This window comes from Nostoc sp. DedQUE09, assembly GCF_034530915.1.
In the GTDB taxonomy this organism is placed as follows: Bacteria; Cyanobacteriota; Cyanobacteriia; order Cyanobacteriales; family Nostocaceae; genus Nostoc.
In genome coordinates this window covers 1-24,583 of record NZ_JAVRCE010000045.1, presented here as the reverse complement: position 1 = coordinate 24,583, position 24,583 = coordinate 1, and the positions used below count along the sequence as shown (strand labels likewise).

General features: G+C 40.7%; 24 protein-coding genes and 1 pseudogene. 12 read left to right on the top strand and 13 right to left on the bottom strand.

What is annotated here, in order from left to right; translation table 11 throughout:
* Positions 1 to 8 precede the first annotated feature (8 nt).
* The 6 genes from RMY27_RS24170 to RMY27_RS24145 form a co-directional block, all read right to left on the bottom strand.
* Positions 9 to 731: an HAD family hydrolase gene (locus RMY27_RS24170; RefSeq protein WP_322667423.1), complete on the bottom strand. Its 723-nt coding sequence runs from the start codon at positions 729 to 731 to the stop codon at positions 9 to 11.
* Positions 732 to 733: 2 nt separating this feature from the next.
* Entirely contained in the window at positions 734 to 2,443 is a 1,710-nt protein-coding gene (locus tag RMY27_RS24165; RefSeq protein ID WP_322667422.1) for a fumarate reductase/succinate dehydrogenase flavoprotein subunit, read from the bottom strand.
* A gap of 26 nt (positions 2,444 to 2,469) precedes the next feature.
* Complete coding sequence (locus RMY27_RS24160; RefSeq protein WP_322667421.1) at positions 2,470 to 3,405, bottom strand: sulfonate ABC transporter substrate-binding protein; 936 nt, start codon at positions 3,403 to 3,405, stop codon at positions 2,470 to 2,472.
* Positions 3,406 to 3,834: 429 nt separating this feature from the next.
* Complete coding sequence (locus tag RMY27_RS24155; protein WP_322667420.1) at positions 3,835 to 4,176, bottom strand: 4Fe-4S binding protein; 342 nt, start codon at positions 4,174 to 4,176, stop codon at positions 3,835 to 3,837.
* A 13-nt stretch (positions 4,177 to 4,189) separates the two neighbouring features.
* On the bottom strand, positions 4,190 to 5,932 hold the full coding sequence (locus RMY27_RS24150; RefSeq protein ID WP_322667419.1) for an FAD-binding protein: 1,743 nt from the start codon (positions 5,930 to 5,932) through the stop codon (positions 4,190 to 4,192).
* Between the two features lie 357 nt (positions 5,933 to 6,289).
* Complete coding sequence (locus RMY27_RS24145) at positions 6,290 to 6,463, bottom strand: hypothetical protein (protein ID WP_322667418.1); 174 nt, start codon at positions 6,461 to 6,463, stop codon at positions 6,290 to 6,292.
* Between the two features lie 131 nt (positions 6,464 to 6,594).
* Between RMY27_RS24145 and RMY27_RS24140 the strand changes: the two genes are divergently transcribed.
* Both RMY27_RS24140 and RMY27_RS24135 read left to right on the top strand, forming a co-directional pair.
* Complete coding sequence (locus tag RMY27_RS24140; RefSeq protein ID WP_322667417.1) at positions 6,595 to 6,744, top strand: hypothetical protein; 150 nt, start codon at positions 6,595 to 6,597, stop codon at positions 6,742 to 6,744.
* The gene (locus RMY27_RS24135) at positions 6,707 to 7,966 is read left to right on the top strand and encodes an MFS transporter (protein WP_322667416.1); all 1,260 of its coding nucleotides are present in this window, start codon (positions 6,707 to 6,709) and stop codon (positions 7,964 to 7,966) included. The genes RMY27_RS24140 and RMY27_RS24135 overlap by 38 nt, the downstream gene beginning before the upstream one ends.
* 420 nt (positions 7,967 to 8,386) lie before the next feature.
* Here RMY27_RS24135 and RMY27_RS24130 read toward each other — a convergent pair whose 3' ends face one another.
* Together RMY27_RS24130 and RMY27_RS24125 are read right to left on the bottom strand one after the other, a co-directional pair.
* Complete coding sequence (locus tag RMY27_RS24130; RefSeq protein WP_322667415.1) at positions 8,387 to 8,941, bottom strand: hypothetical protein; 555 nt, start codon at positions 8,939 to 8,941, stop codon at positions 8,387 to 8,389.
* 459 nt (positions 8,942 to 9,400) lie between these two features.
* Positions 9,401 to 9,751, bottom strand: coding sequence for a hypothetical protein (locus tag RMY27_RS24125; RefSeq protein WP_322667414.1), 351 nt, complete (start codon positions 9,749 to 9,751; stop codon positions 9,401 to 9,403).
* A gap of 273 nt (positions 9,752 to 10,024) precedes the next feature.
* Between RMY27_RS24125 and RMY27_RS24120 the strand changes: the two genes are divergently transcribed.
* The 7 genes from RMY27_RS24120 (at position 10,025) to RMY27_RS35595 (ending at position 18,462) form a co-directional block, all read left to right on the top strand.
* Positions 10,025 to 11,224 carry a sigma-70 family RNA polymerase sigma factor gene (locus RMY27_RS24120; protein ID WP_322667413.1) on the top strand — a complete coding sequence of 400 codons (1,200 nt, stop codon included), beginning with the start codon at positions 10,025 to 10,027 and terminating at the stop codon, positions 11,222 to 11,224.
* Positions 11,225 to 11,282: 58 nt separating this feature from the next.
* Positions 11,283 to 12,434 (top strand): DUF1822 family protein, encoded by a 1,152-nt coding sequence (locus RMY27_RS24115; RefSeq protein ID WP_322667412.1) that lies wholly within the window; start codon positions 11,283 to 11,285, stop codon positions 12,432 to 12,434.
* Positions 12,435 to 13,126: 692 nt separating this feature from the next.
* Positions 13,127 to 15,484 carry a CHASE2 domain-containing protein gene (locus tag RMY27_RS24110; protein WP_322667411.1) on the top strand — a complete coding sequence of 786 codons (2,358 nt, stop codon included), beginning with the start codon at positions 13,127 to 13,129 and terminating at the stop codon, positions 15,482 to 15,484.
* A gap of 210 nt (positions 15,485 to 15,694) precedes the next feature.
* The gene (locus tag RMY27_RS24105) at positions 15,695 to 16,582 is read left to right on the top strand and encodes a DUF928 domain-containing protein (protein WP_322667410.1); all 888 of its coding nucleotides are present in this window, start codon (positions 15,695 to 15,697) and stop codon (positions 16,580 to 16,582) included.
* Positions 16,583 to 16,971: 389 nt separating this feature from the next.
* On the top strand, positions 16,972 to 17,133 hold the full coding sequence (locus RMY27_RS35600; protein WP_416212363.1) for a hypothetical protein: 162 nt from the start codon (positions 16,972 to 16,974) through the stop codon (positions 17,131 to 17,133).
* Positions 17,134 to 17,362: 229 nt separating this feature from the next.
* Positions 17,363 to 17,881 (top strand): helix-turn-helix domain-containing protein, encoded by a 519-nt coding sequence (locus RMY27_RS24095; RefSeq protein ID WP_322667409.1) that lies wholly within the window; start codon positions 17,363 to 17,365, stop codon positions 17,879 to 17,881.
* Between the two features lie 188 nt (positions 17,882 to 18,069).
* Positions 18,070 to 18,462 (top strand): transposase, encoded by a 393-nt coding sequence (locus RMY27_RS35595; RefSeq protein WP_416212364.1) that lies wholly within the window; start codon positions 18,070 to 18,072, stop codon positions 18,460 to 18,462.
* On the opposite strand, the gene RMY27_RS24090 is transcribed toward RMY27_RS35595, so the two are convergent.
* Together RMY27_RS24090 and RMY27_RS24085 are read right to left on the bottom strand one after the other, a co-directional pair.
* Positions 18,454 to 18,591: a hypothetical protein gene (locus RMY27_RS24090; RefSeq protein ID WP_322667408.1), complete on the bottom strand. Its 138-nt coding sequence runs from the start codon at positions 18,589 to 18,591 to the stop codon at positions 18,454 to 18,456. The two genes, RMY27_RS35595 and RMY27_RS24090, sit on opposite strands and share 9 nt — an antisense overlap.
* A 157-nt stretch (positions 18,592 to 18,748) precedes the next feature.
* On the bottom strand, positions 18,749 to 18,922 hold the full coding sequence (locus RMY27_RS24085; protein ID WP_322667407.1) for a hypothetical protein: 174 nt from the start codon (positions 18,920 to 18,922) through the stop codon (positions 18,749 to 18,751).
* 88 nt (positions 18,923 to 19,010) lie between these two features.
* On the opposite strand from RMY27_RS24085, the gene RMY27_RS24080 reads away from it, so the two are divergent.
* Together RMY27_RS24080 and RMY27_RS24075 are read left to right on the top strand one after the other, a co-directional pair.
* Positions 19,011 to 20,372 carry a TrpB-like pyridoxal phosphate-dependent enzyme gene (locus tag RMY27_RS24080; protein ID WP_322667406.1) on the top strand — a complete coding sequence of 454 codons (1,362 nt, stop codon included), beginning with the start codon at positions 19,011 to 19,013 and terminating at the stop codon, positions 20,370 to 20,372.
* 433 nt (positions 20,373 to 20,805) lie between these two features.
* Positions 20,806 to 21,378: a dihydrofolate reductase family protein gene (locus RMY27_RS24075; protein WP_322667405.1), complete on the top strand. Its 573-nt coding sequence runs from the start codon at positions 20,806 to 20,808 to the stop codon at positions 21,376 to 21,378.
* A gap of 595 nt (positions 21,379 to 21,973) precedes the next feature.
* Here the strand turns inward: RMY27_RS24075 and RMY27_RS24070 are convergent.
* Complete coding sequence (locus tag RMY27_RS24070; protein WP_322667404.1) at positions 21,974 to 22,444, bottom strand: hypothetical protein; 471 nt, start codon at positions 22,442 to 22,444, stop codon at positions 21,974 to 21,976.
* Between the two features lie 366 nt (positions 22,445 to 22,810).
* Positions 22,811 to 23,062, bottom strand: coding sequence for a hypothetical protein (locus tag RMY27_RS24065; RefSeq protein ID WP_322667403.1), 252 nt, complete (start codon positions 23,060 to 23,062; stop codon positions 22,811 to 22,813).
* 321 nt (positions 23,063 to 23,383) lie between these two features.
* Here RMY27_RS24065 and RMY27_RS24060 point away from each other — a divergent pair, with 321 nt between their 5' ends.
* Positions 23,384 to 23,650: a deoxyribodipyrimidine photo-lyase gene (locus tag RMY27_RS24060; protein WP_322667402.1), complete on the top strand. Its 267-nt coding sequence runs from the start codon at positions 23,384 to 23,386 to the stop codon at positions 23,648 to 23,650.
* 7 nt (positions 23,651 to 23,657) lie between these two features.
* Here the strand turns inward: RMY27_RS24060 and RMY27_RS24055 are convergent.
* Positions 23,658 to 24,476: pseudogene (locus RMY27_RS24055) on the bottom strand (transposase); the annotation flags it as partial.
* Positions 24,477 to 24,583: the final 107 nt, after the last annotated feature.

Genomic DNA, 24,583 nt, shown 5'->3' with positions numbered 1-24,583 from the left:
TCAATTTTTTAATTCACAAAAATGCTTTCTTCCATAGTTGAAAGGTTTCTAATTATTTTTAGTATTTCTTTGAAATCTGGACTATAAAATTTATAATTTTTATCATTAGGCTTCCTGACTAAAATTGCTTGTATACCTGCCCGTAATGCTCCAGTAATATCAGCACTATAGCTATCACCTATCATTATACATTCTGTTTTTTCAATCTTTAAATCATTGATGACATGAGTATAAAATTTGAGGCTAGGTTTCTCATGTCCAATTTTTCCAGACGTATATATTTCTTCAAAGTATTCTGTAATATTTAATTCGCCAATGATTTCGTGTAACTCAGGTATATGATTTGATAAAATTATATTTTTATAATTATTCTTAATTGTATATTGTAAAGTAGGAATTACATCATCATATAAATGCCATTTTTCAATACTCTTATATTCATTTTGGACTTGGAAAGCATATTTTATTGCCTGATTTCTATTTATCCCTACTCTCTCATATATTTCTGCAAAGTATTCATTCATGTATTCCCACCATGTTTTTTCATTAAACAATAAACTATGGGGAGTTTCAGGCGAGTGCCAAGGAAAGACATTCTTCAAGAATGGTCGAATATCTTCTAAATCTATATTGTAGATTCCATTCAATACTAAAATTGAATGTAATGTTTCACTCCACATTCCTTGACGATAACCTAGTGTATTATCAAAATCCCAAAATAAATATTTCATGTTTATTTCACTGCTACATCATAAATTTCATGATGTAAATTTACATCTACAAGGTAAGTATCTACAGGACGCTTAAACAATACCATTTGTCCTGATTCATCTTTCTTTAAGTTGACATGACAAAACCACTCATCATCATTCTTTTCGGGGTAATCTAAACGGTAATGATAAAGTCCCCAACGAGTTTCTTGACGATATAATGATGCTCTGGCTGCCATTTCTGCACAATCGCGAATAAAGTGAACTTCTAGACTACGCATCAATTCATGAGGGTCACGAGCGCCCATTAAATCTAATGTTTCTTGATATTGCACAAAATGTTTTAAACCAATCTCGATTTTATTACCTGATTTTGGTGGTTGCAGATAATCATTAACTAAGCGTCTTAATTTATATTCTACTTGGGTGTGAGGTACACCATTCGGACGAGCTAAAGGTGCGTAAATTCTGGCTTTTTCAGCCTCTAAAAAATCTGTGTCTGGTTCAATAAAATCTAAATCTTCGATATATTCAATGGCATGAGTTCCGGCTATGCGACCAAAAACAAATGCCCCAATCATGTAATTATGGGGGACGCTGGCCATGTCTCCAGCTGCATATAAACCTGGAATGGTTGTTTGAGCATTTTCATTTACCCAGACACCAGAAGCACTATGACCGCTACATAAGCCTATTTCAGAAATGTGCATCTCTATGCCGTGAGTGCGATAATCTTCATTTCTACCTTGATGAAAACGTTCTCTACTCGGTCGTTCATTCGCCCACAGTATAGATTCAATTTCTGCAATTGTATCTTCATCGAGATGGGTCATTTTCAATTGAACTGGTCCTTTACCAGAATTTAATTCTTTCCAGATTTCCAACATCATTTGACCACTCCAATAGTCACAGCTAATGAAGCGATTTCCTTCGGCATTAGCAGTATGTGCGCCAAACGGGCCTGCAACATAAGCACAAGCGGGGCCGTTGTAATCTTTGATTAAAGGATTAACTTGAAAGCATTCAATATTACTAAGTTCTGCACCTGCATGATAAGCCATTGAATAGCCATCTCCGGCATTGGTAGGATTTTCATAAGTGCCGTAGAGATAGCCGGAAGCAGGTAATCCTAATCTGCCACAAGCACCTGTACACAGGATGACTGCTTTAGCTTGAATAACAATATAATCTCCGTTTCTAACATCAAATCCTACTGCACCAATAGCACGTCCGGCTTTGACTAAGACGCGGGTTGCCATGACGCGATTTGTGACTTTGACTTTGTGGCGTTTAACTTGTCGGGTGAGAATGGTTTTGAGGTCTTTTCCTTCTGGCATGGGTAAGACATATTTACCTACACGATGCACTTGTTTTAAGTCATAGTTGCCTTGGGCATCTTTTTGAAATTTCACACCCCAACTTTCTAATTCTTGGATGACTTCGTAACCTAATTTGCCTGTTTGATAAACGGCTTTTTGGTTGACAATGCCATCGTTAGCAAGGGTGATTTCGCGCACGTATTGTTCTGGTGTGGAATGTCCGGGAATAACTGCGGTATTGACGCCATCCATACCCATTGCGATCGCACCACTCCGTCGGATGTTAGCCTTTTCTAAAATCAGCACCTCTGCATCGGGATTCGCTTGTTTGGCTTTAATTCCAGCCATTGTTCCGGCCGTACCGCCACCGATGACAAGTACATCCGTTTTTATTTGTTGGGTATTGATGTCCATAAGCTTTTGCGAGTAGGGAGGAACTTCTAAGATTTATTACCGTTCCAAACGATATCTTTGACTTGGATTTGCTTGGGAATTAGCTTGATTTTGTGAAAAGTATCCGCAATGTTTTGTTGCTGAGTGATTACTTCATCTGTTAGCGGTAAAACACCATACTTTCGTCGTTTTTCGGCAATTTCTAATGCTGCTGCGGGAATCCCTAACTCTGGTTCTAAAAACTTGGCAACTTCTTCTGGATTATTTGTTGCCCATTCATTTACTTTGCTTACTTCATCTAACAGGGTTTTCAACAAATCTGGATGAGAATTAACAAACTCTTGACGCGCAAGATAGTAACCCCGATTCGGTGCTAAATTTGTCGCATCTGTTAATTTTCTAACCTTTGTGTCGTGTTCAACTGCTGCTAGGTAAGGGTCCCAAATTGCCCAAGCATCAACGTTACCACCAGTAAATGCTGCACGGGCATCTGCTGGTGTTAGATGTGCTGGTTGAATGTCACTATACTTTAATCCGGCAGCTTCTACAGCTTTGACAACAAGATAGTTAGTGTTCGAGCCTTTAGCAAAGGCTAATTTTTTCCCTTTAAGGTCAGCAACCGTTTTAATTGGTGAATCTTTCGGTACAATAATTGCTTCGGCTTTGGGACTCCAAGGATCGTAAGCAACATAAACCAAGGGAGTACCTCCGGCTTGGGCAAATATTGGTGGTGATTCACCTGTATAGCCAAAGTCAATACTACCTGCGTTCATTGCTTCTAGCATGGGTGGACCGGCGGGAAATTCTGCCCATGTCACCGAAGCACCAGCAGTCGTTAAAGTTTGCGCTAAATTGCCTCGGTTTTTGAGAGCGCTGAGAATAGTTGCCGCTTTTTGATAACCGATACGAACTACCACACCTTGATTTGCTGTCTGTGTTGCTACAGAGCTACCTGTATTGTTGGCAGAACACGCAGATATCACAAGAGTCAAACTTAACCCACACGTAAAGAATAAAGCAAATATGCCAATTCTGAATATTTCATAATTTTGAAGAAGGCTGCTGACAATCTTCATCAGTCGATTTGCTAAATACTTTGTGAACATACATACATTTAAACAATAAGCAACATAATACTACGATAAATCAGGCAATTTACCGTATTTTATGATGGAATATTCACATATATAAGCTGCAAATGCAAGATCCGAAAAAGTATGTCTAGGGGTAATATCATGTCCGGTTAAAGACTTATCATTAACACCACAGAGGAGCAAAGGAGCGGAGGGGCAGAGGGGCAAATTAGCCGGACATGATATAAAACACTTAACCTGACCAAAAACTTGCACTCCATGACTGCAAAGGCTTGATTCTTAGTTGTATCCCTCTCCTAAGAATCAAGCCTACTGAAATTAACTTTGATAGGGGCGCGGCAGTTGGCGTAGTTTATGAGCAGTATCTAATTCACTATTGTTTTTTCTGCCATATCCCCAACCCAAGATGCGACGATATTCACCCATGATGCCACTTTCAATTAATTCATCCTCATTGACTGCAACATTGGTATGAGATTCGGGCGCAACATAGAGCGCATCCGCAGGACAATATGCTTCACACATGAAACAAGTTTGACAATCTTCCTGTCGGGCGATCGCAGGTGGTTGGTTCGGTACGGAGTCAAAAACATTAGTAGGACATACTTGAACACACAGATTGCAATTGATACAGAGTTTATGGCTGACAAGCTCGATCATGATTCTGTTCCTGCTACAACTTTGATACAGAGGGTGTGGTTTGAGTGGTTAGTGCTGGTGGTGTAGCGATGGCATCCTTAATCCAATCGCGTCTCACCCAAAGTCTTTCTAAGCCGCCGGTTGCTTGGTAATAACGCTGATTTGGATCGGTTTCGGGATAGTCCACACGAATATGTTCGCTGCGGGTTTCCGTGCGGTGTAAAGCACTAAAATATGCCCATCGCGCTACAGCCGTCAGAGCAGCCGCTCGACGAGAAAATTCCACATCGCGCACTGTATCTTGTTTCGGGTTCCCTTGTACTTGCTGCCACAGCGTTTCTAATTTGGCAAGGGAATCCAGAAGTCCCTGCTCAGAACGCAGGTAGTTCTTCTCCAACGGGAACATCTGCTCTTGTACACCGCGCACGATCGCCTCACTATCGAATGTTTCAGAAGATGGTGAAGGCGATCGCGTTCCGCCCACCGCAGGCGATCGCAATCCCACTTGACCAGCAGGACGCGCAACCCGTTCATTTGCTTGAGCGCCCAAACTTTTGGCAAAGCTAGCTGCCCCAACTCCAGCCCATTGCCCTGTGGAGATTGCCCAGGCAGCGTTAGGGCCACCACCTCCAGAAGCTAACCCGGCTAAAAACTCCCTTGATGCAGCATCACCGGCGGCGTAGAGTCCAGGAACCTTTGTACCACAACTATCATCGGTCAAACGGATTCCACCTGTACCACGGACTGTACCTTCTAAAATTAGTGTTACAGGCACTCGTTCTGTATAGGGATCAATGTCAGCTTTTTTATACGGTAGAAAAGCGATGAAATGAGACTTTTCAATCACTGCCTTGACTTCAGGTGTGGCTCGATCCAAACGAGCATAAACGGAGCCTTTCAAGAGGGCATTGGGAAGGAACGATGGATCGCGACGACCATCGACATAGCCACCAAGATCATTACCTGCTTCATCGGTGTAACTAGCCCAGCCAAAAGGAACACCTCGTGTCACTGTGGCATTGAAAGCGGTCGAAATTGCATAGTGATTGGAAGCTTCCATACTAGAGAGTTCGCCACCAGCTTCTACTGCCATCAGCAGCCCATCACCGGTATTGGTATTGCAACCTAATGCTTTACTCAAGAATGCACAACCGCCATTCGCCAAGACCACTGCACCAGCACGGACGGTATAGTTACGATGATGTTGCCTCTGCACACCTCTTGCCCCAGCTACTGAGCCATCGTCAGCCAATAAAAGTTCTAGAGCCGGACTTTGGTCGAGAATTTGCACACCAACACGCAAAAGGTTTTTGCGAAGTACTCGCATATATTCAGGCCCATAATAACTCTGGCGCACAGATTCACCATTTTCTTTGGGGAAACGATAGCCCCAATCTTCCACTAAGGGCAAACTGAGCCAAGTTTTTTCGATCACACGCTCAATCCAACGTGAGTTAGCGAGGGTTTTTCCTATGCGATAACGCTCCGATAAAACTTTGTCCCAATTCTCTGGAGAAGGAGCCATGATGCCATTACCACTAGCAGCGGCCGCACCACTCGTACCCAGAAAACCTTTATCAACAATGATGACTTTGACTCCTTGGGATGCGGCTGCCCATGCTGCCCATGCTGCGGCAGGGCCGCCACCAATTACCAGCACATCAGCAGATAGTTGTAGTTCATTTTCTGTTAGCAATTCCTTTTCTCCTTTTTGGCAGTCACATATTTCTTTGGCACTGTGAGCGGCTTCTACAGGCAAAAATCTAATTGCCTGCATTTTAAGCACCACTTAATTTGTCATCGGTGCAGTCTTCGCCAATGAGTTTCTATAACTGGCGTGTTTTGCTCATCTGCTTTTTTGTCTATAAACTTGCGCTAGCGGTAGCCATACCGGAGGTATCGCTGATTTGTCTGGCTAAATTATGCAGTAGATAGAGTTTGCATAATATATACAAAGAGTGTATGGCAAATCACAGTTAACATGATACTCTAATTGTTAGTTTATCAAACATTAAGTATTACAAGTTAATTCTTATCCGGTTGGAACTGGTGCAATAATTGTCGGTTAAGGAGAAAAAACCTTTAACCCAAACCCAGTAACCTTTTCCCCAAACCAAATTCCAGTTTGAAATTCTTAACCGAGCAGTATTGGGAACTGGTCTACTTGAAGCCGAATCACAGAGAGAAAATAAATTAGCGATCGCGTGCGTTCATAACTAGCATCACTAACATCAATCGGTTCATCTGGCGCATGGAGAGGGACATTACCTCTAACAGGGGCCCAAATACCGTAGCGTGGTTCTGACATTTTTACCTCCAAATTAAATGGGGACGGGGGAGATATATCTTGTTTTTTATCCTCACCTATGCAAATCTCATAACATACTACTATAAATTTATCGATTTATAGTAGTATATTTATTGTAAGTGCAAAGATAGATGGCAAAAACCACAAACTCTATCGAGATTATTACAGATATTAAGCCATTACTATTTTATCCCGCCGCCTTAGCAAAGATGATCTTAGGTATATTAGAGGTATCTACTCAACATGAGTGTGACCCAGAGTTTGCGATCTTTCAAGTCTAGAAACTACCGTCTATTTTTTGGTGGTCAAAGTTTATCTATGATTGGTAGTTTTATGACAGAAACTACCTGTGCATGGCTAGTTTATTCTCAAACAGAATCAGTAGCTTTACTGGGCTTAATTGGTTTTCTGAGCCAGGTTCCTAATTTAATAGTTAGCCCTTTAGCTGGTATTTGGATAGAGCAGTTTAATCGACGTAATATTCTAATTACCGCGCAATTTATCATGATGATTCTCTCGTTAGCTTTAGCAATTTTTGCTTTAACAGGAATAATCAGTATTTGGCAGATAATTTGTGCAAGTATATTGCAAGGTTTAATCAGTAGCGTTGAGATACCTGCTCGCTATGCTTTCATAATGGATATAATTGAAAATAAAGAAGATATTACTAATGCAACCGCTCTTCATTCTTCTTTACTTAGCGGTTCGCGGATTATAGCTCCGGCGATCGCAGGAATTATAATTGCTAGTCTTTCTCCTGGGCACTGTTTTTTAATTGATGGTATTAGTTATATGGCTATCATTACAGCTTTGTTAGCAATTAAAGTTAACAAACTAATAATGGTACGCCGGAATTATCAAAATAATATTTGGCAGAATTTAAAAGAAGGCTTTATATATGCTTATTATTTTTTGCCTATTCGCTCAATTTTACTATTGATAGCATTACTCAGTTTTTTGGGAATGCCGTATTTAAGAATTATGCCTGCTTTTGCCATTCAAATTCTTCAAGGAGATTCTACTACTCTGGGTTTCTTAACGGGAGCCTCAGGACTGGGAGCATTATTTGGTGGCATTTATTTAAGTTCTCAAACAAATGTAGTTAGGCTTGGTAAAATTATTGCCTTTGCTCCGGCTATATTTGGTACAGCATTAATTACCTTTTCATTGTCGAGAAGCTTTTGGTTTTCTTTAATGATAGTTCCAATAATAGGTTGTAGCTATATTTTAGAGTATTCATCTAGTAATTCTGTTTTACAAATAATATCAGATGATGAAAAAAGAGGTCGGCTCATGGGTATATATAATATGTCAGTTATGGGAATCATTCCATTTGGAAATTTATTTATAAGTGGATTAGCAAGTATATTTAATGTAACAAATGTTTTAATTTTTGGAGGCTTGTCTTGTATTCTTGGTTCAATTATTTTTTACAATATGTTACCAAAAATTGAAAATTTATTGCACCCAATTTATGTCAGTAAAGGAATATTGGATGAATAGCTTATACTTACAGCTTATTGCAAGTAAATGAAGTACATAGGTAAGAAAACAACATTGTTGTGTCCTCACAATCATCTGTACCTTACCCTACTAGTCTGGCAAGTCAACTTTACATGGTGGTTAGCAGAGGGGCAGAGGGGAAAGAACTTGTATAAGCCTCTCCTCTGCTCCCCTGCTCCCCTGCCGACCTCCTGGCGAACTACTACGGGTGACGCTCCTGCGTCGCTAACGCTACGCTAACAGCAGTCGCTCATGGGGGGAACCCCCAAGACCGTTGAAAAGATGAAACTTAGTCAAAGCAGGGTGTTGGGGGTAGGGGGTTGGGTGTAGTGTTAAGAAAATTGAATTTTAGTGCATCAAATAGAACAATTCGCTCAGTAGCAACGGTTACTGCTTTAACAATTGTCGTAATTAATCCGGCTAAATAGGGTTGAGGATTACGTCATTGCAAGATTGAAACCACTTAGAGCCGCCAAAACCTCCAGTAACGTAGTTTCTGCTAAATTCTGGGACTCTTCCGTTCCAGCCTGGTGGAACACTCAAATTAAGAACCCCTCCAGAACGGATTCCACCTCTAGGAACATCAGCCCATTGCCCGATAACCGTATCGCCAATTCTTGTTCCCTTGTATACATTAGTCCAGGTTCTGCCATCATCAGCGCTCATTCCCAGCCACCAAATTTCATTGCCAATTTGCCTAACGTAATAGGTGCCTCCGTCATCCGAACGCCAAATTCCATTGAAGTCTGGAGACGCAATACATAAAGCTTGCACTGGCTGGTTTAGCACTAACGGCATGGTTACAACTGAAATCGGAATCACTGACAGGGCTACAAGTGTTGATAATCCAAAACCGAGTTTTTTAACTTTCTCTTTTTTTGGCGAAGGTATTTTTGTTCCACCACTGTTGGTATCTATATTGTTAGATATTACATCGCCATTGGCATCGTAAGTATAAGTTGTAGTTGAGGTCATAAATTTGTGTTCCTTGATAAATAACTGTATGACTCCACAAGATATGCTCTTGTGTATATCTGCACACAAGCGCAGAAAAAGGAAAAACATTTTTGATTTTTGACTTACGCTTTGCAGTATTTAGGACAATCTAATATTTTATTTTTAAGCACAATCAATTATTAGTGAGAAAATCTAGTCGGGTCAACTGACCCGACTAGATTGAGCCTTTGGCTTATTAGCTGAGATTTCTGAGAGGATGTTGAAAAAGGGTCGGCTTGAGCCTCAAGTGCAATTCAGGGGTGCGATCTCAAATTTCAAAACTCCGATTCTCTCGTAGGAGTTTTTCGGTAGCCTGGGTAGTAAAGCACGCGCTAGAGGACTTTTCAAACACCCTCTGACTAGTGATTTGATCTCAACTAAAACAGGACAATATAACCTGAGAGATTCAAAACAGGAAATTAACCTGAGATTTACCTATTAGGTTATGTCAAATAGCTCAATATCTTTGTCATACAAAGTCCCGGTGTCGTATCTAAATGCATATTTACGTCCATCAGCCAAATTGTATGTGCGCAATTGGACTCCTTCAAGACCAAAATCATAGTCAAACTTAATTATTCCTCCTTGTCCAGTAGTCCATTCCGAGTCCCCGTATGGGCGGCCTGTTAGTGTTCCATCAACCGTGTAAGGTATCCGAAGACCCGTTTCGTTATAAATAGTAAATGTTTCTAGTCCGCCGCTAACTATTTCAGCATCATTTTCGTTTAAATCAACAAATAGATGTTGGTTAGCAGAAGTGCTTTCGAGCATTGTGTTAATATTCGACATGGTTTTTTTCCTTTTTTAGTTGATTGATATTTTTTTAAGCCCCGTGCGGGACTGATTAAATCAGTTTTCATTCACCTTATTTGCACGTTTTTTGTAGTACTTAATAGGTGAACTTCTCTGATATCACTCTCTACGATGACTTTTAGTCTTTATGCACTTTGATCAGAAAAATTTTGAAAAATCTGTAAAATCCTTACCCAGTAAGGATTTAGCTTTTATACCTATGGCTGTATAATTGAAATCAGCTATGTTTCAAACAGCGGCAAGTATTCCATGCAACCCCGACAGGGCATTGTTGAAATCTTTTCTACCTTTGTGCAATTTGATCTAGATCAATTTAGTGGTTGGGCAACAGATGCCAAACTGCGACGCAGTATGAAAGTTTGCCTAGAGTCGTCAACTGAGAAATCAGATACCTTTTGGGCGCTTTACTGGTATAGAGTTTGGCAGACTCAATCTAGTGCTGTAGCACTTGCACATATTTCTGCTTATTTACAAGAGGTGTGCTATTGGACTGCCAGAAAATTCGCCCTCAACTTTCCCACGCAGTCGTCTGTAGCAGACTGTTTTCAGATGGCGATCGCTCATATTAACAAAATACTTAAAACTTTCAACCCTCAATACAGTTCGCATTTAAAAGCCTATGCAGAATTAGTTTTTGAATCGATTATCAAAGATGCACTGCGCTTACACCGGGAAGCAGACATTTGCTCAGACTGGGCATTATTGCATAAACTCAGCCGTAAACGACTAGTGCAGTCATTACAAAATGCCGGATTTAACGCCGAAAGCATCGATAGTTATGTTTTAGCCTGGGAATGCTTTAAGGAACTCTACACAGGTGATAATACAAAAATTCGTCAGCTGACCAAACCAGATGCTCGGACTTGGGAGGCTATTAGTAATCTTTATAATGCAGAACGTTTCAGCCGATTGAGTTCACCCACTGCCGCAGTCAATCAGCAAACTATAGAAACTTGGGTATTATCTGCTGCTAAAGCTGTCCGTACTTTCCTATATCCTAAGTTTGTTTCCGCAGACGCTCCCCTGAAAGAAGATGAGGGTAATTTATTAGATATATTGCCTGTAGATTTGCAAACATCTTTACTAACGGAAATTATTGAGCAGGAAGAAGCTGCGAATATGCGATCGCAGCAAGCTCAGTTAAACCAAGTTTTGTGCCAAGCGATCGCTGCACTCGATGCTGAGTCCCAAAAAGTATTACAAGCTTACTACGTTCAACAACTGACTCAACAAGAAATTGCTGCACAGCTAGAAATTAAGCAGTATACTGTTTCCCGCCGCTTGAGTAGCATTAAAAAATCATTGCTCCTGACTCTAACGCAATGGAGTCAAAATACCTTGCATATTTCCCCTAAATCCGACGTAGTAGATGCCATAAACACAAGTTTAGAGGAATGGCTTAAAGTCCAATATAGCCATACCCAAATTCAATCAGTAGACAAGATATAATTTTGTCTCTCCCCTCTCCTTAACATGGTCTTTATATGGAGCCATTCTGAAATTATTTATGTTGAACCCACCTCCGCCATTCACTATTGACTCACAGCATTTATACCTGGAAATTACTCAATCTCCAGAGGCGCAAGAACAACCATACTCAACCGCTGGTGCTTGTCAACGTGGGTGGGTAAATCAAAAATGCTTGCAAGCATTTTTGCCTTGGTTGAAGGAGGAAATTGCTCCCACCGCCAGAGTTTATCCTAACAGTGCGGCATTGCCGAGTTTTTGGGAAGTAGTCAATGGCACAGCTATTACTTTCGATCGCGATCGCCTGGTATTAATTCCCACCCTGGCGATGGATGACGATGAGTTACGCGTACCGCAAGAATGGGTAGATATACTAGAGTGGGTTGCTGACTATTACATAGCAGTACAAGTCAATCCCGATGATGGCTGGATGAAGGTTTTTGGCTATACAACCCATCAAATTCTGAAAACCAAAGGGGTTTATGATCCTGGCGATCGCACTTACAGCTTGGAAAGTGAAGATTTAATTCCAGATATTAATGTGCTGTGGGTTACACGCCAACTCGATCGGTCAGAAGCTTTACGTGCTGAGATTGCACCTTTAGATCCGATTGCCAAAATCCAGGCAGAAAACCTTTTAGAAAGATTGGGCGATCGCGATGTGAAATTCCCACGTTTAGCAGTTCCATTTTCACTCTGGGGTGCGCTCTTAACACATAGCGGTTGGCGAAAAAAGTTGTATGAACTGCGTCAGGGTTTACTTATACAGCAGTCAATTCCGCAATGGTTGCAGACAGGAGTAGCCAATTTAGCCCAACAGTGGGGATGGGAAAAAAGAGAATTTGTTGTGGTACCTGCCGGAATGCGGAGTGCAGAACCAGTTCTAGGCTTGTCTCGGCAAATAATCATTGCAGAGCAAACATACGAGTTACGTATTTTCCCAAAAAGCGCTTCTGAGGATTATGTTTGGCGTTTTGAATTGCGAAGTACAACTCTTGATGGTCAAATTCCGGCCGGGTTTAAGCTTCGACTACTAACGGAAGACTTACAAGCTTTTGAAAATAATGAAGATACGGCAATAACCCCTGTAGATATGTTGTATTTGGAAGTAATTTTGGAACCAGGAGAAGGATTGGTTTGGGAGATAGAACCTACACCTGAAGACTATGACCGAGAAATTTTGCGGTTTTAAGTGTTACCTTCAAAAATCTTCACGTTTAGCCTCTATTATTTACTCTTAAACTGAATTTCACTACACACAACAACCTATTTAGCAACCAAGATATATATAGCAGGGTGTAAGGGCACGGCAGTGCCCATAGGTGTTAATTTAACGTGAAACCCTTGTCAAGCGTGATATTGAGTTCATTCATTTATGGTTACTCACAGCGTCACCTCACCCCGGTTTTGTCTAAAGCCAAAACCGCCCCTCCCCGATGCCTTGGGGCTACGGTGTACACACAAGTCGAATTACCCCCCTCAATCCCCCCTTGTAAAGGGGGGAAGCCGGAAATCCAGTTCCCTGTTAAAGGGGCTAGAGAATTGTCGCCCACTAACTAACCTTGTAAAGGGGGGAAGCCGGAAATCCAGTTTCCTCCCCTTTCCAAGGCTATGGTGTACACACAAGTCGAATTACCCCCCTCAATCCCCCCTTGTAAAGGGGGGAAGCCGGAAATCGAGTTCCCTGTTAAAGGGGCTAGAGAATTGTTGCCCACTAACTAACCTTGCAAAGGAGGGAAACCGGAAATCCAGTTCCCTCCCCTTTACAAGGGGAGGGTTAGGGTGGGGTAAAACGTATGTGGAACAAGCGTTTGGGCTTAAGTTGACACCAATGGTTACTGCCGTGCCCCTACGGGCATACTCAACATCTAGGGAGAACTAGCTGTGGACAAGTTAATCATCTTAAAGTTAGGGGAAGGAAACTTTGAACAAGGGTTTACCGTGACTCTACAGATTGGCGATGAAAATGTCCGCCCGACTGTGGAAATCACAGGTGAGCTTCCCCCCAACCCGGAAATTCTCCGCGATTATCACCGTTGGCAATCTATTTATCATAATTTAAAGCTGCCATCTCGTCCGATTGGTTTACCTAAAGAACTCAACCAAGCCCCCAGCTTAGAATACTGCCAACAGGTGAGTGAGGAATTTAAAGTCAGTTTTAATACTTGGCTTGCTTCCGATTCCTTTCGTTCTATCCGCGAGAAACTGTTAGAAAAACTCATGCTTGCGGATAATATTCGGATGCTTTTACAAACCAAAGACTTGCGATTACAAAAATTCCCCTGGCATCTTTGGGATTTGATAGAACGCTATCCCCAGGCGGAAATAGCCCTCAGCGCTCCTGCCTACGAACAAGTCAACCTTAACCGCATAGCAACTACATCCGACAAAGTAAAAATCTTAGCGATTTTGGGTAACAGTCAAGGTATTGATACCAAAGCAGACCAGACGCTGCTTAATTTGTTACCCAATACAGATATCACTTTTTTAGTTGAACCACAATGCCTTGACCTTACCGATCAGCTATGGGAGCAGAATTGGCAGATTCTATTTTTCGCTGGACATAGTTCCACTCAGGAAACGAATCAAACAGGAAAAATCTATATCAATCAAACTGAAAGTCTAACAATTAGCCAGTTAAAGTATGCCTTAAAAAAGGCAGTAGAGCGAGGTCTAAAACTAGCGATTTTTAATTCCTGTGATGGCTTGGGATTGGCATGGGAGTTTGCAGATTTACATATTCCTCAAATCATCGTCATGCGAGAACCTGTACCCGATCGCGTGGCGCAACAGTTTTTAAAGTATTTTTTAGAAGCCTTCGCGCGGGGAGGCTCATTGTATTTAGCTGTAAGAGAAGCACGAGAAAGGTTACAGGGACTAGAAAACCAATTTCCTTGCGCTACATGGTTGCCTGTCATCTTTCAAAATCCGGCTGAGATGCCGTTGAATTGGGGGGAATTGTTTAGAAATCCACCCAATCTTCCTGCATCTTTATCTCAAACCACGCCTGTTAGAGGAATCACAAATCGGCTTGGCTTATCATTAATCTTACTGACGAGCATGGTAGTAACTGGAATATTAATCGGGGTAAGGTATTTGGGTGTGCTGCAACCATTAGAGTTAAGTGCATTTGACCAACTGGTACGCTTGCGTCCTCGTGAAAAACCAGATTCACGCCTACTGATTGTGACTGTGACAGAAGAAGATGTCCAGGCGCAAAAACCGGAAAAACCTCAAGGTTCGTTGTCAGACAAATCACTTGCCAAACTGTTAGAAAAATTAGAGGCATATCAACCACAAGTTATTGGTTTGGATATATACCGAGATTATCCAGTGGGTAAGGATTATCCAGCATTGGCAGAAAGGATGCGAAAAAGCGATCGCTTTGTGGGGGTGTGTCAACTCAGCGATTCCCAAGCCGGAAAACCAGGTGTCAAACCACCCCCAGAACTTTCTTCACAGAATCTAGGTTTTAGCGATATTGCCATAGATTCAGATAATGTTGTGCGTCGCCATCTGTTAGTGTTAACTCCTGCGCCCTCATCTCCTTGTACTGTGCCCTATGCCCTAAGTGTTCAACTGGCGCTGCGTTACCTGTACGCAAAGGGAATTCGGTTGCAATTTAACCCTGATGGCGCTTGGCAATTAGGGAAGCTGACATTTAAACCAATAGAAGCTCATACCGGAGGTTATCAAGGAGTTGATGCTTTGGGACACCAAATTTTATTAAATTATCGTTCTTCTCCTTCACCAGAAGCGATCGCACCAAGTATGACCTTACAACAAGCGCTAACGGGTAAGCTCAATGCCAATGCAGTCAAAGGCAAAATAGTCATTATTGGCACAACAGCAGAAACTTTTGGTGATTACTGGTTAACTCCCTACATCACTCCTCAAGGAAAATTACAGGCAATACCAGGAGTATTTTTACAAGCCCAGATGGTAAGTCAGCTGCTTAGTGCTGCTTTGGACGGAAAACCTCTGTTGTGGACTTGGCCACTTTGGGGTGAGGTAATTTGGGTTTGGGGTTGGTCTTTTTTAGGCGGTTTGTTTACTGCTTATCTGCACCGATTCATTTATTTAAGTTTGGCAGGAGGAATAGCCATTATCAGTTTATACGTTAGCTGTTTTATATTTTTAATTGTATATAGTTGTTGGGTTCCGCTAATTCCTGCTATGTTGGCTTTAGTAGGTAATAGCTTAATAGCTACAACTTACTTAAACATGAAATTTAAAAATTAATAATAACGCCAATTTAAATCAGTGAACAGTGAACAGTGAACAGTTATCATAGTTGCAGTCGGAGATTTGAAGAAAGACTGAAACACGCCATTTTTAGAAATGGGGAACTCTAACTCCCAACGGAAAAATTAACTGATAACTGATAACTGATAACTGATAACTGTTGAAGCATGAAAATCCCCGTTCAGCAGACAGGAGTTAGGAGGTTTTATGAAAAGCTATTGGCAAAAAATACAATTAATCGCTGCATTCGGAATGACTTCGTGGGGAATTATCGGCTATTCTGCAATGATTTGGATAACACCAGTTGCCGCCATTCCTAAGACATTTCCGCCTCCTCCGCCTCCTCCTGATAGGGGGGCAGTAGGCGATCGCAAAGCAGCTGCAAGTCGCCTGAGATTTTCGCCTCCTCCGCCTCCTCCAGACAGGGGGGCAGCAGGCGATCGCGGAGGGGCTGCAAGTCGTGGTTGTGGTATTGGGAATCAGTCTGTTATTGCACTTGTACCTCTATACAAAGAGACATTTAATCAAGTGCAAACAGAACCTGTTGCTGTTACTAAAGTTTGGGGTTTGACGAATGAGGAATATCCAACTTTTTCGTTTTTTGTCCCCTATCAAAAATCTCTAATTGATTCGATTGAGTTTGTTGTCAAAGATGAGTCAGGTAAATCAAGTCAAACTCTTTACCGAACAATAGTAACAATACCAGAAGCACCAGGAATTATTAGTATTCCTTTAAGCGCAAATACTCCCCCATTGCAAGTAGGCAAGATGTATCACTGGTTTTTCAAGATAAAAGTCATTTGCAATCCCCAACAACCTCCAGAACGAGAGTATGTGGAAGGATGGGTGCAACGGGTCAATCCAAATCCTCAATTAGTAGATAGCTTGAAGCAAGCAACTCCTCAGCAACGGGCAAACCTTTATGCTGAGAATGGTATTTGGTACGATGCCTTGACTACTTTGGCTGAATTACGTCTTAGCAAACCTGAAGATCCAACTCTAGCGATGAAGTGGATGAATTTGCTTCAATCCGTAGATTTAGAAAATTTAGCTAAACAACCTTTGATAAAGTGTTGCCAAGCTAATGCAAAGTAGCACAGCAAAGTAATAAACCTGAATGGCACTAAGAAAAGGTAAATTGTCGAGAGCAGGGGAGCAGGGGAGCAAACAAAAGGATGGGGAACTCTTGAGTAAAGTGCTTTGTTGCAAATTCTTTCCCCTTTGCCCCTCGATCACTGAGCGACTTACCTTGAGCGTTCGCGTAGCGTCTCGTAGAGAAGTCGAAAGAAGCCGAAGTACTGACCTCTACGATCTAAATTAACGTGAGTTCGACAAGTCTTATTTGACCTCTCCCCAAACCCCTCTCCGACACGGAGAGGGCAGGGTGGTTTCATACAAAGAAAGAAAAAACCTTTTGGATTTGATTGGCTAAAGCACGTTGAGCTTGAGGGATAGTGCGAAAACCAAGAAATCTGGCAAGAGTGATGAAAAAATTATGTAAAATTGCCCAATTAACTGGTGCATTGCCACCTCGTCGTAGTGGAAAGTCTTCTTGGAATGTCACATCGCGAACCCAATGGAGTCAGTTTTCAATTCCCCAATGTTTCTGGGTGTCGGTTAAAGCATCTTTAGCCTTAATTGTTTAAATTCTTCAGCTATTACTCTCTGCCAATCATTAGGAAATTGCAAATTTATCATTCGATAATTATTTAGCGTCCAGACATATTATCGTACATTTCATTTCGTAACCCTCAAAAATTCCGTGTTTTTCACAAATAACTAACACTGTGATGCAGTTAGAGAATATCTTCTAATACCAATTTTATATGAAGCTGCATATAATAGAGGAAATAAATTGGATAAATGAAAATAAGCATGAGCCGCCCTTTTAAGATTGAAATTGTAGAGAGCGAAGCAGAACTGAAGAAACGTCTACAAACAGCCAACGTAGGAAACCAGAAAGAAAAACTGATGATGCTGTGGTGGATAAAAAGCGGGCAGGTTTATGAACAGCAAGAAATTGGAAAACGCTTGGCTCTAGATACATCAACTGTCACAAGGTGGTTACAAAAATATAGAGTCGGTGGACTAGATGAATTATTAAAAATTAAAAAAGCTCCAGGAGCAAAACGAAAAATAGATGAGGCAGCGATGCCTACGGCGGTAAACTACGCGGCACTCTTAGAGAAGTTAAAAACAGGAAAAGGCTTTAGTAGCTATGGTGCGATAGTGGAGTGGTTAAAAAAAGAACAGGGACTGGAAGTAGAGTATGCAACGGTGTATGCGTTAGTGAGATATAAATTAGCAGCAAAACTCAAAGTACCACGGGAGCAAAGCCATAAACAGGATGAGAAGTTAGTATCTGAGTTTAAAAAAACTCGGTATCATTATTGAGAGGCTAGAAAAACATCTAGCACCAGGAAAGTGTATTCATTATCTGTGTCAGGATGAAACCAGGGTAGGATTAAAAACTCTAACGGGAAAAGTAATTACGGTTGCTGGAGTCAAACCAACTGTAGCCGTGAAATGGGAAAGAGAAAATTTTTGGATTTATGGTGCAATTGAACCATTAACAGGACAACATTTTCAGCCAAGTTTACCCGGATCTGAATGGTGACTATTTTCAACAGTTTTTAGACTGGTTATCGCAACAATTAGGTTCAGATTATGCAATTTTACAAATAGACCAAGCTCCTGCTCATATCAGTGGTGCAATTAATTGCCCCGAAAATATTATTCCTCTGTTTCAACCATCTCATTCTCCCGAACTGAACCCAATTGAAAGGCTTTGGCAGTTTCTCAAAAAGTCGCTTAAAAATGAATTATTTTCTTCTATACAAAATTTACGCGTAGGCGTAGCCCGCCGTAGGCATCGCATACAGCAATTGTTCGAGCAACTTACATTTGAGCAGGTAATTTCTGTTTCCTCTTATAACTTCATTTTAGAAGCCCTGTTCTATGCAGCTTCACATTAAATTGGTATAAGATAAAATTGTTTTGGCAGTAGCGATCGCCTGCTCCACACTCTCCACAATATAAACATTTTCTGGCGACAGTTTTTTAAAGAAAGAAAATAGCAATATCCACCCAAGAGGACATACCATCCTGATTTTCACCTGGAAGAATACCAAGCGATTGCTGCGCCAACACCTGCCGCAGGATGCACGAATGCGAACAGCGCCTCTTAGCTTGAGAAGGGCTGTAAGGCTTCTGCAAAGCTTTGCAATACAACCAAAATTTTGATTAGATATCAATATTTATCTATTCTATCTGTCTAGCAGCTTTATCCCAAAGCTTTGCAGAAGTCTCATCTTTGCAATAATTTCTGAGATTTTCTGCTTTTTTATAACTGATTTGTTCTAACATTTCTAGAACTGCGGCTAATGTTAATCGATCAACAATTGCCTTTAAAGACTCCATATATTCTTTTGTCATAACTAACCTCTTGAATAACAATAAAAGTTAACTTTTTTCTTGGATAATTGTAAATGTACAATTTTACTGTTGTGCATCACCTAATTATATGGACACGATTAAATACGTTCTGACTGAAAACCAAATGCCAAAAGCTTGGTACAACATCCAAGCTGACTTGCCACAAACCTTACCACCAGTTTTAAATCCTGCTACTGGTAAGCCAATTACACCAGATGAATTATTACCTTTGTTTCCATTGGCACTGATTGAGCAAGAAGTTAGCCAACAAAGATGGATTGAGATACCAGATGCAGTCCGCTCTATTTATTGCCAGTGGCGACCAACTCCTCTTTATCGTGCCCGTCGTTTAGAACAAGCTTTAGATACGCCTGCCAAAATTTACTACAAATATGAGGGTGTTAGTCCCTCTGGAAGCCACAAACCCAATACTGCGGTCGCCCAAGCATACTACAATAAACAAGCTGGAGTCAAAAAGCTAACTACTGAAACGGGAGCCGGACAGTGGGGATCATCTTTAGCTTTTGCTGGTGCGCTATTCGGTTTAGAAGTCTTAGTTTATATGGTAAAGGTTAGCTACCAGCAAAAGCCTTACCGCCGAGCTTTAATGGAAACCTACGGCGCGAGGGTCGTTGCTAGCCCAAGTACTCAAACCCAAGCCGGACGTAAAATTCTTGCACAAAATCCCAATAGTAATGGCAGTTTGGGGATTGCTATTAGTGAAGCTGTAGAAGTAGCTGCTGCTGATGAACAATCTAAGTATGCTTTAGGTAGTGTTCTCAATCATGTACTGCTACATCAAACTGTGATTGGTCAAGAAGCATTGACTCAATTAGAAATGGCAGGAGATTATCCTGATATTGTTATTGGCTGCACTGGTGGCGGTAGCAACTTTGCCGGAATTGCCTTCCCATTTCTCGGTGCTAAACTGCGAGGAGAACGAGATATACAAGTAATAGCTGTCGAACCTGCTGCTTGTCCATCATTGACTCGTGGAAAATATGCTTACGATTTTGGTGATACTGCCCACTTAACCCCACTTACCAAAATGCATACTTTAGGTAGTAGTTTTGTTGCAGAAGGAATTCATGCTGGAGGCTTGCGCTATCACGGTATGGCTCCCCTTGTTAGCCATATTGTGAATTTGGGATTAGTTGAATCACGTGCTGAATACCAACTCGCTTGCTTTGCTGCTGGATTAACTTTTGCCCGCGCAGAAGGAATTTTACCAGCACCAGAAGCTAATCATGCTGTCAAAGCAACAATTGACGAGGCTTTACTCTGTAAACAAGAAGGAAGAAGCAAAACTATCCTGTTCAACCTTTGCGGTCATGGACATTTTGATATGCAAGCTTATATCGATTATCAAGCTGGACGGCTTGTTGATACTGAATATAGTGCAGAAGAAGTGGCAATGGCCCTGGCAGGATTACCTGTAGTTGATTCATAACCCAACAATTCCCTATTCGCAGTGACGCTCGAAACAACCATACAGTGGAACTAACAAGCGATCGCTTAGAACAGACAGTAAACTGATACTATGCCGAAACTTCCAGAGTGCGATTGCTGTCTCCTATACTCATATAATCCTCACCTTGTCTATACCGTCCACCCTAATGGATCAGTTGCTGACAGATGCTTGGACTAAGGAATAATTTCTAACAACATACGAAAATTAACAATGCACGGCTACTACTGTGTCGATTTGGCGCGATAGATAATTATCATTTTGCTCCAAAACTGTCTAATTGGTGTAATGGTTTCCTTTTCGCTTAGGTCAATGCATCCTCATATTCAGCCAGAAGAGATAGGATATCTATACAGTACTTATGTACTATAAGAGGCTGAAATGAATCTAATTCATCACAAAGGAGAATACGACAATGAGAAAATTAAAACTTCAAGTACAAATGACCGTTGACGGATACATCGCCGGACTAAATGGCGAAATGGACTTTATGGCGTGGAATTGGGATGACGAATTAAAACAATATATTGAAGATATAACTGAACCTGTTGACTGCATTATTCTTGGACGAAAACTTGCCGAAGGGTTCATTCCTTACTGGGGTAGCGTGGCTGCAAATCCTAATGATCCGGAGTTTACATCTGGTAAGAAATTTACGGACACACACAAAGTTGTTTTTACCAAAACGCTTGATAAGTCAGAATGGGACAATACCGTTTTAGCAAAAGGCAACCTTGTTGACGAAATCACTAAATTAAAAAAACAAGACGGTAAAGACATCATTGCTTATGGCGGTGCGGCCTTTGTATCGGCTTTAATCAAACAAGGATTAATTGACGAGTTTCATTTATTTATTAATCCAATCGCAATTGGTGACGGAATGACAATTTTCAAAGAACTTGATAGTAAACAATATCTGACATTAGTAAAATCTACATCATTTGACTGTGGTATTGTTGCTCTCAATTCCGAGCCAAAACGTGACTAAATATGATGTGAAGAGTATTATATAACGGTACTTACTATGGATAAAGCGGGGGCAACATTAATTGTCCCTTATACAATTTACTTCTAACAAAAACTGCTCCAGCTTTCTCTTAGGACAGTTTTATATTGTCCGGTACAAGCCAGATTCTAAACTGCAATTAATGGTGAATGGTCATTGATATTTGGTTCATCTTGGCTAGGACTGTAAAGCGCTTTTATTGATAATCTCCTACATATTTTGGTTTTGACTGATTCTATAATCACCTTTTAAGAGGAAATTGTGTGAAGCTGTAAGAGAATGAAGAGTTAAACTTTCTTCCACTAATCAGTTCTAACTTACATAATTGTAAATATGCCTTCAATTTACTACAACCCACCAATAGCCAGCAATTACAAAGCATTACCATTGAAGGTTATGTTGTCCGTCCCGGATTACACATTCTCACTTACGAGCAACTCAAGTTGCTACGGGAGCAAACACAGCACCATTCTCAGCTTGAACATTTAGTCAGCCAAGGCGTGATTAAGTTGACTGGTTAATAGTCGCCAGCACAAAAATCCTAACTCGCTACATCTAATTTCACTATTGCTGGCTGTTATTCTGACTTTACAGCACCCAGTTCCTCAATAAAAGCGTCGATTGCCTTGGCTGCTGACTGCTTACCTGTTTTCAATTTAGAAAGGATATTTTCGCGTATTGCTGAATAATCTGGAAAGACTTGCTGCTCAACAGAAGCAGCCTCTTGTGTAAGTAGGGCAACTTCACTCGAACGCTTTTCTATTAAGCCCTTTATCTGAGCGATCGCATCTGCCATCTCTTGCTTAATCACCTGTTTTATCTCTTCTGCATCAGGTGTAGACGCAGCTAAAGCATTTACTTCCTGTTTAACTATTTCTTTAATCTCATCACCATTAGATAATGCCAGCCCAGCCTTTGACTGACCCAAGATTCCCTGAAGCAATCTTGTTGCTGTATGATTTAATGACTCATTCTCGGAAATCTGCATTGCCGATAAGGCTTTTATTTCTGCATCAGTTAACCCAATGGAAATTGTCACCTTAGCCATAGTTTTGACTCCTGTAAATATTAAACTCTACATCGCTATTTTTGGGTTACACCGTTTCTATACAATACTTTGATCGCTTATCACAAATGCTGTATAAACAACTTATCAATGACCCAATTATTAAACTTTGCCCTGTGAGGGACTTTTACCCTTAATTCTTGAATCTAGCTTCAAATCAATCAAGTTGCCATTAATTTAATTCTAACGCACATTTACCTGATATCCATCTTAAAAATGAGGGCAGATGTGCCCTCATTTAAACTTTTAACTTTTAAATATTGCCCTACATCCGCTACCCTTGCAGTTTTATATTGCATAAGGTGTGTCGCTTCAGTTACAACTTGACATCATTGCTAACTCTGAACATTACCAACTATCACAGTAACTATCTACCCGAATCTCCCACCAAATATCTGATACCTGCCACCCTGAGCTTTCAATTGCTTTAGCTGGAGGGTTGTCAAATCCTGGAGAATAGTAATAGTCAGAACCATACTCCAGCTTGTTACTATTCTCTTCCAGTTTTTGCTTGGCTTCTAATGCTGTTTTTGGAGTCTTAATATTTTCAACTTCTAGTTCTAACTGTTGGGATAAATTTGTCGCAGATACCTTTTTCAAAATGGGCTTTTCTATTTTTCTGATCAGTTACATATCTATCTAAAATTGACAAATATACTATTACAAAAAGTTGATTTTTGAATCTGAAGAGTTCAAGGTTAGTGGAAAGAATTAACATTGATACCTGACTTTATAATTACCTACTTTTTAGACTGCTCACAAGTCGTTAAAACTAGAACTTACTTGTTCGGTTCACTGCACTGTGTAAAGTCAGCGCAGTGAAGATAGATTACAGCTGGCTATAGACACTCAACTTCGACAGCAAAATCACTTGCTGGTACAAATGTATTGTATTAGTGGTAAATTAAACTATGCACCTTTATGCACCTTCTATGGTTTCGTCGAGATTTGCGTTTAACTGATAACGAAATTGTCACCTCTTCATCTGGTAATGATGCAAGAGTTCTGCCATTCTTCATTATTGACCCTTGGTTTTATACCTGGGCTGATGTCGGAAATAAGAGAGTCCGCTTCTTGTTTGAGTCATTGGAAAATCTCGACTCAAATCTCAAGAAGTTAGGTAGTCGGCTGTACTTATTTGAAGGTAATTCTACAGACATCGTGCAAGAGTTGACTAGAGAGATTTAGACAAAAATTAAGCCCAAATAAAGCCTAAACTGGCTTTGTAAGCAGTAAACACGTCACGGTTGAGGGTCAACCAATCGAAGAATCGATAAGACATAGCCGTTCTAAATGCTTCCAAAGCTTCAGTAAAGGTGTTTAAAGGTTTGTTTGCCCACCTGCGTCTCAAGCCTCCTGTCATCTGATGCCAAAGAATAAAAGTATAGGCACAAAAAACCAAAATAAAATGTCGAAGTAGACTTCTTTTATCTCGGACTTGATATTCTTTTAGCCCTAACCAACCCTTGGCTTCTCTATAAAAAACTTCTACCCAATTTCTTGAGCTATAAGTGTCAACTACCCATTGGGGTGTAACAATCAATGAGTCAAAATTAGTGATGAAATAATCAATATCAGTAGCTTGAGAGAAAGTCGCTGCGTTCATGACGATGGCAATATTTCGCTTACCCTCTAGCTGTGATATCTCTACTTCTCTAGTTACTACCCATAGTGTTTTGGGTTGGTCTAGGTTAAGTTTAATTTCAGTAAAAGCCTCTGCCGATAAGCTTTGTGCTAGTTCATCTAGCCTTATTGTTTGTTGAACATTCTCGTTTAGAGTAATATTTACTTTTCGATTTTTCGCTAATCCTCCTAAATACTTTAATTGCCGCTTCTCTAACTCTAATAAGAAGGATGTATTGTTACCATATCCTGCATCTACAATTACTATCCCTGGTTGATATTTTCTCGCTTGAGTTCTGTCTATTAACTTCAGGGCTAATTCAGTTTTTTTCTCAAATTCTGAGTCTTGTTTACCTTCAGGCAAAGAACTTGCGTGTTGATAGATGGAGATTTAGCAATTAATAATTGGCAATGGCAGATGCAAGCTGGTGTAACTAATTTACTTAGAGACTATTTATAAAGTAAATCTAAAGAAGGCTAGCCAAGTATAATTGCAAA